Annotated in this window: 9 protein-coding genes; 5 read left to right on the top strand and 4 right to left on the bottom strand. The window is 69.2% G+C overall.

Annotated elements, in window-relative coordinates; all coding sequences use genetic code 11:
• The first annotated feature begins 55 nt into the window (after positions 1–55).
• The 5 genes from O3932_RS06610 to O3932_RS06590 all read left to right on the top strand — a co-directional run bounded on the left by O3932_RS06610 (position 56) and on the right by O3932_RS06590 (position 8,633).
• Complete coding sequence (locus tag O3932_RS06610; RefSeq protein ID WP_371537140.1) at positions 56–5,314, top strand: DUF3418 domain-containing protein; 5,259 nt, start codon at positions 56–58, stop codon at positions 5,312–5,314.
• Positions 5,311–5,832, top strand: coding sequence for a SprT-like domain-containing protein (locus O3932_RS06605; RefSeq protein WP_009648454.1), 522 nt, complete (start codon positions 5,311–5,313; stop codon positions 5,830–5,832). Before O3932_RS06610 ends, O3932_RS06605 begins: the two co-directional genes overlap by 4 nt.
• A gap of 81 nt (positions 5,833–5,913) precedes the next feature.
• Positions 5,914–6,447: a phosphoribosyltransferase gene (locus tag O3932_RS06600; protein ID WP_009648447.1), complete on the top strand. Its 534-nt coding sequence runs from the start codon at positions 5,914–5,916 to the stop codon at positions 6,445–6,447.
• Entirely contained in the window at positions 6,444–7,097 is a 654-nt protein-coding gene (locus O3932_RS06595; protein WP_314735979.1) for a phosphoribulokinase, read from the top strand. Before O3932_RS06600 ends, O3932_RS06595 begins: the two co-directional genes overlap by 4 nt.
• Before the next feature lie 198 nt (positions 7,098–7,295).
• Positions 7,296–8,633: a cytochrome c biogenesis protein/redoxin gene (locus O3932_RS06590; RefSeq protein ID WP_371537137.1), complete on the top strand. Its 1,338-nt coding sequence runs from the start codon at positions 7,296–7,298 to the stop codon at positions 8,631–8,633.
• Between the two features lie 344 nt (positions 8,634–8,977).
• On the opposite strand, the gene O3932_RS06585 is transcribed toward O3932_RS06590, so the two are convergent.
• The 4 genes from O3932_RS06585 to O3932_RS06570 form a co-directional block, all read right to left on the bottom strand.
• Positions 8,978–9,490, bottom strand: coding sequence for a low molecular weight protein-tyrosine-phosphatase (locus tag O3932_RS06585; RefSeq protein ID WP_371537134.1), 513 nt, complete (start codon positions 9,488–9,490; stop codon positions 8,978–8,980).
• A gap of 95 nt (positions 9,491–9,585) precedes the next feature.
• The gene (gene mtnN, locus O3932_RS06580; RefSeq protein ID WP_371537184.1) at positions 9,586–10,329 is read right to left on the bottom strand and encodes a 5'-methylthioadenosine/S-adenosylhomocysteine nucleosidase; all 744 of its coding nucleotides are present in this window, start codon (positions 10,327–10,329) and stop codon (positions 9,586–9,588) included.
• Positions 10,330–10,673: 344 nt separating this feature from the next.
• The gene (locus O3932_RS06575) at positions 10,674–11,753 is read right to left on the bottom strand and encodes a class C sortase (RefSeq protein ID WP_371537131.1); all 1,080 of its coding nucleotides are present in this window, start codon (positions 11,751–11,753) and stop codon (positions 10,674–10,676) included.
• Positions 11,754–11,891: 138 nt separating this feature from the next.
• Positions 11,892–13,502, bottom strand: a complete 1,611-nt coding sequence (locus O3932_RS06570; RefSeq protein WP_371537129.1) for a SpaH/EbpB family LPXTG-anchored major pilin — start codon at positions 13,500–13,502, stop codon at positions 11,892–11,894.
• Positions 13,503–13,513 lie beyond the last annotated feature (11 nt).

The following is a 13,513-nucleotide window of genomic DNA, read 5'->3' as shown; positions in this document are numbered from 1 at the left end:
GGCGCGGGGTGCCGCTCGGCATCCGCCTCTGGCCAGCGACTAGACTGGCACTATCATGCCTGACTCTCGCCCCATGCCTCCGTCCGAGTCCAACGCGCGCGGCCCTCACGCGCACAACGCGGGTCGCCCCTCCGACGGGCGCGACAGCACGCGTCGACGCCAGGGCGGCGCGCGCGGTTCCGAGAAGCGGGCATCCGACGAGCACGCGCAGGGCTCGCGTCAAGCGGGCCGAGGCCTCGGCAGGACCACCGGCAAGAACCGCGCGGACCGTGAGAGCCGGGGCAACAGCCGCGAAACCCGCAGCCGCGAGGGTCGTCGTCGCCCGCAGCGCGAGCACGCGCGCCCCTTCAAGCCGTTCACGCCGGAGCAGCTAGCCGAGCGCGCCGCGGCGATCCCGGTTATCGAATTCCCGGACCTGCCGGTGAGCGCCCGGCGCGACGAGATCGCGCGCGCTATCCGCGACCATCAGGTGGTCATCGTGTCGGGTGAGACCGGCTCGGGTAAGACGACGCAGCTGCCGAAGATCTGCATGCAGCTGGGCCGCGGCGTGGCCGGCATGATCGGGCACACTCAGCCGCGCAGGCTCGCGGCGCGCTCGGTCGCGGACCGCATCGCCCACGAGCTGGGACAGACCGTGGGCCGCGAGAGCGGCCAGGTGGTCGGCTACCAGGTGCGTTTCACGGACGAGGTCGGCCCCACGACCCTGGTCAAGCTGATGACGGACGGTATCTTGCTGGCGGAGATCCAGTCGGATCCGATGCTGCACCGCTACGACACGCTCATCATCGACGAGGCTCACGAACGCAGCCTGAACATCGATTTCATCTTGGGCTACGTGGCGCGTCTGCTGCCCGCGCGCCCGGACCTGAAGGTCATCATCACGTCGGCGACGATCGATTCGGATCGTTTCGCGCGTCATTTCGGCACGTGGGAGGGGACGCCCGGCTCGGGCCGCCTGATCGAGCCCGCGCCGGTCATCGAGGTGTCGGGCCGCACGTACCCGGTGGAGATCCGCTATCGTCCGCTCGGCCCGACGACGCCTTCGTCGTACACGTCCGAGGCCTCGTCACAGCAGACGGACGAGACCACCGAAGTCATCGAGACCACTGACGTCACCGAGTCCGGCCCCATGCAGCTGGTCCTGGAGGACCCGGACGACGAGCTGGCGACGCTCGGCTACGGCATGGGCGAGGACATCGACGTGGAGACCGCGATCTGCCACGCGGTGGACGAGCTGAGCGCGGAGGGCGACGGCGACATCCTGGTTTTCCTGCCGGGTGAGCGCGACATCCGCGACACGGAGGCGGCCCTCCTCGACCACTTGAAGGGACGAGGCCGGCGCGCGGGAGACGACAAGGGCGCACACCCCGGGGACATCGAGATCCTGCCGCTGTACGCGCGGCTGACGGCGGCCGAGCAGCATCGCGTGTTCGAGCCGCACCGCCTGCGCCGTGTGGTCCTGGCGACGAACGTCGCGGAGACGTCGCTGACGGTGCCGGGCATCCGCTACGTCATCGACCCGGGTTTGGCGCGCATTTCCCGCTATTCCAATAAGACGAAGGTGCAACGCCTGCCGATCGAGCCGGTCAGCCAGGCCAGTGCGAACCAGCGCGCGGGCCGATGCGGCCGCGTCGCGGAGGGCGTGGCGATCCGCCTGTTCTCCCAGGCTGACTATGTTTCACGCCCCCGTTTCACGGAACCCGAGATCCTGCGCACATCGCTCGCCAGCGTCATCTTGCAGATGGCGTCCCTGGGCCTGGGCGCCGTCGAGGACTTCCCCTTCCTGGACGCCCCGGATCGGCGCGCGGTGCGCGACGGCGTGGCCCTCCTCGTGGAGATCGGCGCGCTCGCGCAGGACAGTGGGGCCGAGGACGCAACCCCGGCCTCGTCCCAGTACAGGCTCACCGGCATCGGCCGGGACCTGGCGCGCCTGCCGATCGACCCGCGCCTGGGTCGCATGCTGCTGGAGGCCGAGCGCCTGGGCTGCGCCTCGGAGGTGCTTGTCATCGTGGCGGCCCTGTCGATCCAGGACGTGCGCGAGCGCCCGGCCGAGCACCAGGGCGCGGCCGACGCCTCGCACGCGCGCCTGGCGGACCCCCATTCGGACTTCATCACCTACCTGAACCTGTGGCGCTACCTGGCGGTGCAGGCACGCGACCTGTCAGGCTCGGCGTTCCGGCGCCTGTGCCGCGCGGAGTTCTTCCACTACCTGCGGTGGCGCGAGTGGCGCGACGTCGTCGGCCAGCTGCGCCAGATGGCCCGCGCGCTGGGGATCGGCGTGGGGCCTGTGGGCGAGCCGTCGACGGGCGACGTCGTGGAGGCCGCCCGCTTCGGCGGCGCGCAGGACGCGGCTGTACGCGCAGTCCTGGCTTACGGGCAGGGTCCGGCGAGCGTGGACGCGGACCAGGTGCATCGCTCACTGCTGGTCGGCCTGCTGTCCTACCTGGGCTCGTGGGACGAGACAAAGCGCGACTACGAGGGCGCGCGCGGCACGCACTTCACGATCTGGCCGGGCTCGGGCGTGAGCGGTCACCCCGCGTGGGTGATGACCGCGGAACTCGTGGAGACCTCGCGCCTGTTCGCGCGCACGGTGGCCCGCATCCGCCCGGAGTGGGTGGAGCCGGCGGCACGCGGCCTGCTCAAGCGCTCGTATTCGGAGCCGTTCTGGTCGGTGGCGAAGGGCGCGGCGATGGTCCGCGAGCGCGTGACCCTCTACGGGCTGACGCTGGCGGCGGACCGCGAGGTGCTGCTGGGTCGCTTGGGTGACCTCGTTATCGACGAGGCCGTGGCCGCCTCGCGCTCTCATGCTCCGCGCGCGGGGTCGCTGGAGGCGCTGGCGGCCGGCTTGGTGTCGGCGTCGAAGGATCCGCTGTCATCGGGGTCGTTTGAGCCGCGTCATTTCGAGGAGCTGGCGGCCGCGCGCGAGGGCACGACGGCCCGCGAGCTGGCCCGCGAGTTGTTCATTCGCAACGCCCTCGTGGATGGCCAGTGGAGGGAGAGGCACGGTTTCCAGCGCCGAAACGAGGCCCTGGTGGAGCAGGCTCGCGAGGTTGAGCGCCGGAGCCGCACCCACGGCCTCGTCGCGGACGAGCAGGCGCGCTTCCGTTTCTTCGACGACCTGATCCCCGAGCACGTCACCAGCGCGGCGGCGTTCAACCGCTGGTGGAAGGACGAGCGCCGGGAGCATCCCGACCTGCTGATATACCCGGCGTCCCTGCTGATGCCGCGCGAGGCGACCTCCGGCGAGGGCTTCCCGGATCGGTGGCAGTGCGGCGATCTATCGCTGGCGCTGAGCTACGAGTTCGCACCGGGCAGCCCGCGTGACGGCGTGTCGATGCACATCCCAATCGAGGTGCTCGAACGCGTCAGCGATAAGGGCACGGACTGGCTGGTGCCGGGCATGCGCGAGGACCTGCTGACCGAGGCGATCCGCGCCCTGCCCAAGGGCGTGCGCCGCCTGCTGGCCCCCGCGCCGGACGTGGCCGCGTCGGTCGCGCGGTGGATCGAGCAGGCGGGCGACAAGCCGGCCCTGGCCGTGGCAGCATCAGCGGATAACTCCGCAGGTCCAGCCCGAACGGGTACCGGGGCGGGCGGCGGGAAGAAGACCGCCCAGTCCGACGAGCCGGACCCGCTGAGCCTGGATGCCGCAATGGGCCGCCTGGCTGCGTGGGGCGCGACGTCGGGCAAGCTGTCGACGCGCAACTCGCCGAAGAAAAACGCCACGAAGGGTTCCAAGAAACAGACCTCGGCATTCGCGAGCGCGGGAGACGCGACCAGCGCAGGCTCGAGGGGCGCGGCTGCGCAGCCAGGCACGAGCCCGGCGACCGCGCTCAACCCGGCCACCAGCCCTGCGAGTCACGCGGGAGCCGCAGCTTCCGGCGCGACCGGTGCGGATGCCACATCTACCAATGCCCCCAGCACCGCTACCGCAGCTGCCCCCACGCGCCGCGCGCTCACCGACGGCCCCGTCCTGGACGCCCTCGCCCACGCGGTGCGCGTCCTGCGCGGCGTGGACCTGAGCGAAGCGGACCTCGCGCACGCGCGCGCCCACCTGCCCGACCACCTGCGCATGACCTTCGTCGTCACCGACGCGTCGGGCAAGGAGCTGGGCGCGGGCAAGGACCTGGCCTACCTGCAGCGTTCCCTCGCACACGATGCGAACAAGGCGGTGCGCACGGCCGTGCGCGCGGCCCTCGAGGAGGCCAGCGAGAAACAGGCGCGCAGGAACAAGCGTGGACGCGGAGGCAAGTACTCCGCCACTACTGGCGCGAACGGCACCACGAGTGGAGCATCCTCCCCCACCGACAGTTCCACGGGATCGCCCGGTGAGAAGAGTCCCTCCACCTCGGCTAACGGCGCGACCGCGACAGGCAACGGACCCCGTGACGCGGCCCAGGCCTCGGCCCCGGACCCCACCTTCCACGCGGACGGCATCACGCAGATGCCAACACTGCCGCGCTCGATCACCCAGACCTCGGGCACGATGACGCTGCGGGCATTCCCCGCGCTGGTCCCCCAGGGCAGCGCCTCGGCCCCGGCGGCGGGCGTGCGCGTCATGGCCAGCGCCGCCGAGGCCGACCGTGAGCACCGCGCCGGCCTCGCCCGCCTGCTGCTTACCCGCGTCGCCTTGGCGACGAACCGCGTGACCACGCGCTGGACGGGCCGCGAGGCCCTCATGCTGGCGGCCTCCCCCTACGCGGACACGGCGGCCCTGGTCGCGGACGCGCAGCTGGCCTCGGCGCTCGCCCTGGTCGACGAACTGAGCACCCCCGCGAACGTTCGCGACCCCGAGGCCTTCGAGACCCTCGTGGCGGCCGCGCGCGACGCGCACGAGGATCGCGTCTACCAGATCCTCTCCCACGTCGTGCGGGCCCTGGAGGCCAGCGCCGAGGCCGACGCCGCCGTACGCTCCCACCCCCAGGCCTCGCTGGAAGAGACGACGCGAGACGTCGCCCGCCACGGAAAGACGCTGCTCTACGAGGGCTTCGTATCGGCCACGCCCGCCTTCGCACTGCCGCACCTGGCCCGCTACCTGCGCGCCGGGGCCGTGCGCATCGAGCGCGCCGCTTCTTCGCCGGGAGCGCTGGGTCGCGACCTGGAGGACATGGACCGCATTCACCAGGCCGAGGCCGACATCGCCGCCGCGCGGCAGGCCCTGGAGCGTCGCCCCTACGAGGCCCGCGCCGCCGCCGCGCTCACGCAGGCGCGGTGGATGGCCGAGGAGCTGCGCGTCTCCATGTTCGCCCAGACCCTGGGAACACCCAACAAGGTCTCCATGAAGCGCCTCCTCGGCGTACTCGCGGGGGCACGATGAAACGGGAAGACGCACGCGCCCTCGCGCGCACCCTGATGGACGCCGCGGAGCTGACCGGCTGGCGTTTCCGTTTTGACAACGCGAGGCGGCGGGCCGGAGCCTGCACGCACGGCGCACGCACGATCAGCCTGTCCGGGCCACTCACCGACCTGTATGACGAGGACACGATCCGGGGGGTGATCCTGCACGAGATCGCCCACGCCCTGGTCGGTCCCGCCCACGGGCATGACGCCGCGTGGAAGCGGGCAGCCCGAGCCCTCGGCGCGCCGGATTCCGCTCGACTGCCTTCATCCCTACCCGCCCCGGACGCGCCCTGGGTGGGCACGTGCCCGCGCTGCGGGGCCAAGCGCCGCCTCTACCGGGCACCTCGCCGCGTCTCCTCGTGCGGGTTGTGTTCGCGCTTTTTCGACCCCGCGCTGATCCTCGCGTGGGAGCATCACGGGACCCCGACCTCGCCCGGGCGCGCCTACGAGCGAGAACTCGCCTCGATCAGCGGCGTGCATCTGCCCACGTCATAGGCCCACACGCGCGCGCAAGCGCGCACACACACGCCCGACGGCGATACCCTTGTTCCCAACAACTCCCGAGAGAAGGAAGCCATGGGTACAATCGCCAGCCCCGACGCCACGACCGCTCCCGACCGCGAGGTCCTCACCTGGGAAGGCTTCGGTGGCGCTTCCCGTGAGCTCACCCAGCAGATCGTCGAATCCGGCTGGATCCCGGACCTGATCGTCGCCATCGCCCGCGGCGGCCTGATCCCTGCGGGCGCGATTGCCTACGCGATGGACGTCAAGGCCATCGGCACCATGAACGTCGAGTTCTACTCCGGCATCGGCGAAACCCTCACCGAACCCGTCCTTCTCCCCCCACTCATGGACGTCTCCGCGATGGACGGCAAGCGCGTCCTCGTTGTCGACGACGTCGCCGACTCCGGCAAGACCCTGAAGATGGTCATGGACCTCATCGACGAGCACGGCCTGTCTCTGGACGGCTCCGCCTCGATCCGCGTGGAGGCCCGCAGCGCCGTCATCTACAAGAAGCCGGTCTCCATCATCGAGCCGGACTACGTGTGGGCGCACACCGACAAGTGGATTAACTTCCCCTGGTCGACTCTGCCCGTCATTAAGCCGTGAGCGAGGCGCAGGTGGGCACGCAGGCCTCGTCGATCACGACGCGCATCGTCGAGGCCGTGGCTGAGCGCGCTCGCAGCGGCGACCCCGTGCGCGTGCTGGGGTTGACTGGCCCGCCTGGGACTGGGAAGAGCACGATTGCGGCGCAGCTGGCGGTCGCCCTTCCCGAGGCGGGCATTGCGGTCGCAGGCCTGGTGCCGATGGATGGCTTCCACATGTCGAACGCGCTGCTGGCTGAGCGCGGACTGGCCGACCACAAGGGCGCACCCGACACCTTTGACGTGGGCGGATACGTGGCAATGCTCGGGCGGGTGCGCCGCGCGGACGGCATCGTTCTGGCCCCCGATTACCGGCGCGACCTGCACGAGCCCGTCGCCGCATCCGCGGCCATCGAAGTCGACGGCATTGTGATCACCGAAGGGAACTACCTGGGGTTGGAGTTACCCGGGTGGGCGGACGTACGTGGGCTTGTTGATATGCTCGTCTACATTGATACGCCGTTTGAGGAGTTGGCCTCTCGTCTCATTGATCGGCACGTGAGTTTTGGCCGTGATCGCGCGGATGCTGCGCACTGGGTGCGCACGGTGGACGCGGCAAACATGGCGCTCGTGGAGCGCACGAAGGCCCGCGCGGACCTGGTGCTGTCCCTGTAATGTAACGCGCAATTCCCCTGGGGGTCGTGCGATAACCCCTCACAACCCGCATGATGTCAACGATCTTGTTTGAGCGTTCGACAGACGCGCGGGGGAATTGCGTGCGACGTGTGGTTTTGAGTCATCACATCTGACGTGTCCATGCATGTAGCCGTCACGTCGCGCGCTTTTCTCACCTATACCAAGTAAGGTGAACCTATGTTCCTCTTGCTTGGTCTTCTTGGCGGTCTCGTCACGGGTATTTCCCCGTGTATCCTGCCTGTCCTACCCGTTTTGTTCCTCGGTGCCGCGGGCGGCAAAGATTCCGCGAAGGCTTCCACGGCCTCGTCCTCTGAGAACACGACCAACGCCGTCGATCCCGACCTCTTCCGCGTCGCGCCCGGCGTGAGCCTGGGCAAGGGCGGCTCCTCCCCCGCCGTCACCGCGAAGAAGGTCGATGACTCCCCGAGCATCGCTCGCCGTCCCCTCCTGATCGTCGCCGGCCTCGTCACGTCGTTCATGCTGATCACGGTCGCGGGTTCGGCACTGCTGAGCCTGCTGCACCTGCCGCAGACGGCGATCCGCTGGGCGGGTATCGTGCTGCTCGTGGCCGTGGGCATCGGCATGATCATCCCGAAAGTTATGGAGGTCCTCGAGCGGCCCTTCGCGCGCCTGGCACCCCGTACGACGGGCGACAGTGCGGGCTTTGGCCTGGGCCTGGTGCTCGGCGCGGCGTTCGTCCCCTGCGCGGGGCCGGTGCTGGCCTCGGTCATCGTCGCCTCGAACACGGGCCAAGTAACGTGGCGCATCGTCGGTCTGGCGGTCTCCTTCGCGGTCGGCCTGTCGATCCCGCTGCTCGCCGTGGCCCTGGCGGGGTCGGGTGTGGCCGCGAGCCTGAAGGCCCGCCAGCGCCCCCTGCGTATCACCGCCGGCGTCGCCATGATCGCCCTAGCGGTCGGCATCGCGACCGACGCGCCGGCCGCCCTGCAGCGCATGATCCCGGACTACACGGCGTCCCTCCAGGCGGATGCTGGCGAAGCGTGCGAGACCGGTGCCTGCGACCCCGAGACCGAGGTCGAGGCCCGCGGCGACTTCGCCCAGTGCGCCCGCGGCACCGGCAAGGACTGCGGTGCTCTGCCCGAGATCAACGCCTCCGAGTGGATGAACTCCCTCGGCCAGCCCACCGGCACGGTGACTCTGGTGGACTTCTGGTCGAGTTCGTGCACGAACTGCCAGCGTGAAATCCCCGAGCTTGAGCGTATCTATGAGAAGTACAAGAACTACGGCCTGGTCGTGGTCGGCGTCCACTCGCCGCAGCAGCCCCACGACCGTGACCCCGCCGTCGTGAGCGGCGCGATCGAGAAGCTGGGCATCACGTACCCGGTCGCGCTGGACCCGGAGTTGGCGGCGTTCCAGACCTACGGCGCGACCGCCTGGCCCACGCACTACATTGCGGGTGCCGACGGCCAGCTGCGCCAGGTCGGCCGCGGCACCAAAGGCGTCGAAGACCAGATTCGCGCCCTCCTCGCCGAGGCTGGGGCAACTCTTCCGGACTGATCAGCCTGTCGGGGCGTTGCAGTAAGCGGCGCAGCGAACAGCTCACCAGCATCCACGCGGGCGGCTACCAAGGGGTGGCCGCCCGCGTGCTGCGCCCTACCGACGCGATGCGATGCGATGCGACGCGGATAGGTTACGCGCTTGCGGATAGGTTAGGCGCTTGCGGATAGGTTATTAGCCTATCCGCGTGTTCATAACCTATCCGCGTGCCCACAACCTATCCGCGAACGCACGCTGACACGCGTGCCCACAACCTATCCACGAACGCATGCCGACAAGCGCGACCACGGCCTCGTGCTTGCAGCTCATGACGCAGGACTCCCACACCCCGCGCCCGCCGCCGCTCAGCGTGCCAGGGTGATGATCGTCGGCGTGACTCGCTCGATGACCTCGAGGGTGTCCAGGAAGTCCTGGTGCCCGCCGTACCACGGGTCGGGCACGTCGCCGCTGCCCGCGGGGTCCAGGTCGCGGTACAGGCAGATGCGCGGCCCCGCGCCCAGGTCCTCCGCAGACGCAGGTGCGCCCTCGTGTTCGACCCCCGCGCGGTCAGCGAGGCGCTGCAGGATGCCCAGGTGCCGCGAGGTCATGGCGAGGATCAGGTCCCACTCCTCCAGCTCGGCGGCGCGGATCTGGCGCGCGCGGTGGTCGGGCACGGCGTACCCGGCGTCGCGCAGGACGCGGGCGGCGCGACGGTCGATGGGGTTGCCCTGCTCTTCGTCGGAGACGCCGGCGCTGTCGACGACGACGTCCACGCCGGCGCGCGCGGCTTCCTGCTGGAGGATCGCGTGCGCCATCGTCGAGCGGCAGATGTTGCCGGTGCACACCATGAGGACGCGGGCGGGTCGGGGCTGGGTCATGGTTGGTTTCCTTCTGGGTCGGGTGGTGGGACGAGGCCTGGGCGTGGCCGCCTGTCCCCGTTTCCTTGCAGCGGTGGGAAGCCCGCAAGCCCTCTTTACAGCAGCGTCAGGTAGGCGCGCACGGCTTCGGCGCTGTGGCCGGCGGCGCGCTGCCCGTCCATGTGGAAGGCCTGGTTGGCGCCGGGTCCGCACAGGTCGGAGACGGCGCGCAGGCTGATCCAGTCGACGCTGGAGGACCAGCAGACTTGGGCCATGGCGCAGGTTTCCATGTCGGCGCCGATGGCGTCGGGGAAGCGTTCGCGCATGGGGTCGGCGACTTGCTCGGTGCAGAAGGAGTCGGAGGAGACGATGCGGCCTTCGCGCACGGTGTGGGTGATCAGCGCGGGCAGTTCGGCCAGGCGCGCGACGGCGGCGTCGGAGGAGGTGTAGTCGACGGGCATTTGGGGGACTTGGCCCATGGCGTAGCCGAAGGCGGTGGCATCGGCTTGACCGTAGATGGCGGTGGTACCGGCGGCGATGTCGCCGACGTTGATGTCGCGGGCGAGTCCGCCGGTGGTGCCGGCGGCGATGACGATGGGTGCGTCGACGAGGGTGAGGGCGCGCGCGGTGGCGGAGGCAGCGTTGGCCAGGCCGATGCCGGAGGTGACGACGAGGACGGTTTTCCCGTCGAGCTCGCCGAGCGCGTAGCGCTGCGTCTTATGGGTACCAGCCAGCAGGGCCTGCGGGGTTTCGTCGTCGCCGATGGGCGTGAGTGCGTGCAGGAGGGGCGCGGCCTCCATGTCCATGGCGGCTTGGATGATGGCGTCGACGCGGATGCGCTGGGGGAAGCTGAGGTTCATGCGTCCATGGTAGGCGACGAGGCCTCCTCGGGTCTCGCCCGCCTCGCCCGCGGGGTGTTCCTTGGGGTGTGGGTGGGACGAGGCCGGGGGCCGCTCCTCACAGTCGGCGCGGTGCTGGCGCGGGGCGGGTTCTGCGCGTTGGCTCCAGGTCATTTCACAGTTACTGAATGGCTTGAATGTCGATACGCGCAAGCGCGCGGGTGAGCGTGGTCGCTCACACTCGCGCGCTTACGCATCTTGCACGGCCCGTGGGACGCCGCGAAAGGAGGGTTCCTCGCTCGTGGAGGAGTGGGTCATGTGCCCCTCAGGGCCACCTGACCGGCCCTGAGAGAGAAGGCAGTCCCTTATTCTCGGCCGCGTTCCTCCAGTATCTTGCGCAGGGCCGCGGTGCGCCCCGCGTTGATCTCATCGTCGGTGATCTGGTCGGCGGAGGTCAGCAAGTCGGGCGCGGCGGCGGGCGCGGCGACCGTAGAGGCAGCCCCACCAACCGAAGCAGCACCCGCTACCGCTGCACCCGTGCCAGCCACGGCCTCGTCGATCTCCGCGGGTTCTTCAGCGCGGCGCTTGCGCGAGCGCGCCCAGACGATGGCGGAGACCAGGAGGATGATGGCGACGGCGATGAGGATGGCGATCATCCACGGGCGCAGGACGGTTCCCTTGACCTGAGCGGATTCGGCGGCGACGGTTTCTTCGTCCATGGGGACGCGCTCGCCGGTGACCAGGAGACGGTGGGTGTTGACGCCGTAGGGCGTGCAGGTAATGAGGGTGGCCAGGTCCTTGCCTGCGACCTTGTTGAGGGTTTCAGTCTCGTTGGGCAGGACGACGCGGATGTCGTTGATTTGGTATTTGAGGTGACGGCCGGGGACTTCGATGTAGAAGACGTCGCCTTCTTTGAGGCTGGTGAGCTGGTCGAACATGGTAGCGGTGCCCAGGCCGGTGTGTCCGGTGAGGACGGTGTGCGTGGACTCGCCGCCAACGGGCAGGGCGGTGCCGAAGAGGTGGCCGATGCCCTTGTCGAGGGTCGCGCTTTCGGTGCCGTGATAGATGGGCAGGTTGACGTTGATGGCGGGGATCTTGACGGTGGCCATGACGTCGTTGATGTTGAGTTGGCTCAGGTATTCCTGGTAGGCCTCGGTGCCGGGGCGCTGCGCGTCCAGCCAGGGGTCGAGGATCGGCGACTCGGCGGCGTTGGCGTTGTATTCGTCGGCGCGGCGCAGATTTTCGGCGACGGCGTCGGGGCCGGCGTCTTCGGCGACGGCGCTGAATTGGGAGGCAATGGATTCCTGGCGGTAGTTGTTGTACTGGGTCGCAAAGACGGGGTACAGGAGGACCAGGATGCCGGCGAGCAGCAGGATGGGGGGCGCGATGGCCAGGAGACGCCGCTTGAGGGGTATCTTCTTCTTGTCGGGCGCTTGGGTGCTCACGCTTTCTCCGTTCATTGCCGAGGCCGGTGCAGTTTGTCTGGTTACAGGGTAGTACCGCTGTGGGCGGGTTGCGGGCAACGCGAGGGGGGTGCGGACCTGCGGGTCCACACCCCCCTGTGTGTCGCTAGCTAGCGAGGATCAGGCGTCGGCCTGCTCCTTGCGGCGCTTGTTGGCCAGCGCGATCGCAGCGGAGCCGCCCACGAGGAGGGCACCAGCACCGATCAGGACGCCGACGCCGGCAGCACCGGTCAGCGGCAGGTTGAAGCCACCGTTCGTGGGGACGTCCTTGACGGTCGTCGCGAGGGTGTACTCGTTGTCAGCGGTGGAGTTGGTCTGCAGGACCTGGAAGGCGATCGGGCGGGTCTGGAGCTCGAAGCCCTCGGGGGCCTTGGTCTCGACGAGGCAGTACCAGCCGGGGTTGGTGACGGCTTCGTTGTTCTCCCAGTCGTTGTTACGCAGGCCGTCGATGGTGACCTCACCGTTGGCGTCGGTGGTGTAGGTGGACGTGCCGGCGGGGCTCAGCTTCTTGTCGAGGGTGGCGTCGACGGACTCGAAGTTCTCGGTCGGGGTGGACTGAGGCGTGCACTGGTAGACCTCGAACTCGGCGCCCTGAAGCTTGGCGGCGGTGTCCTTGGCGGAGACCTTGGTGATCTTCACCTTGCCGAACTTGGAGACGACCTCGGAGTTCGGGTAGTCCGGCGGGGGAACCTCACCGGAGCCGGGGGTCCAGCCGTTGGAGGGGGCGTTGGGGAGCAGGATGGCCTTGTTCTTGAACAGGCCATCGTTCTCCACCTTGTCCTTGACGGTGCCGACCAGGTCCATCTGGACCTTGGTGGTGTCGTCCTTACGGTTGTCGAGCAGCTTCTGGCGGCCGGCCGCGGTGAACTCGGCGGTCCAGAACTTGGTCTTACCGTCGGTGCCGTCGGCGGAGATCAGCTTGTAGTCGGTGTCCTTGACCAGGGCGACCTCGCCGGTCTTGCCGTCGACGATCTTCAGGGTGACGCCGGCCTCGGGCAGCTCGACGCGCTTGTCGTACTGGTCGACGACATCGTAGTAGTCGAGGGCCTCAGCGGCGGGCACGTCGGACTTCAGGGTGTAGGAGATCTCGGAGCCGATGGCCGGGGTGGTATCGTCCTTGACGGTCTTGTCGATGTTAGCCTTCGAGTTCTTCGGGTAGGCGTGGACGTCGTAGACCCACTTGTTGAGGTCGGTCGGGTGCGTCATGGGCACCGTGATGATGAAGGGCTTGGAGCCGACGTAGCCGGGAGGCGTCGCGGTCTCGGTCACGAGGTAGGCACCGACGGTGAGGCCGTCGAAGACAGCCAGGCCGCCACCGGCGGTGGTCTTCGTGATGGCCGCGTCGGTACCGTCAGCCTTCGCGGTGTCAACGTTGCCGTTGTAGCCAGCGAGCTTCTCCCAGCCGGCCTGCGTGGTGAGGTCGACGTTGGTCAGCTTCTCGACGGTGAAGGTCGCGCCGTCCAGGGGCGTGCCGGTGGCGGTGGCGTCCTCGAGGCCGTTGCCAGCGGTCATGCCGTTGGTGTCGTCCTTCACCAGCTTGTGGATGGTGATAGAACCGGTCCTGGTGGCGTCGAGGTCGACCAGCGAGGGGGCGCGCTCGGTCGTGGCAGCGAGGCCGAAGGCGGGGGCGGCCTGCGTCGCGGAGGTGGCGGCGGGCAGGGCCAGCGCGCCAGCGGCGACGGCGAAGGCTGCGAGCAGGCTCAGGCTGCGGCGGGTCTTCGTGGTGCTCATAGGTTTTCTTT

The organism is Pauljensenia sp. 20925_1_25 (assembly GCF_041433955.1).
Lineage (GTDB): Bacteria > Actinomycetota > Actinomycetes > Actinomycetales > Actinomycetaceae > Pauljensenia.
This window is presented reverse-complemented; position numbering and strand designations above follow the sequence as displayed.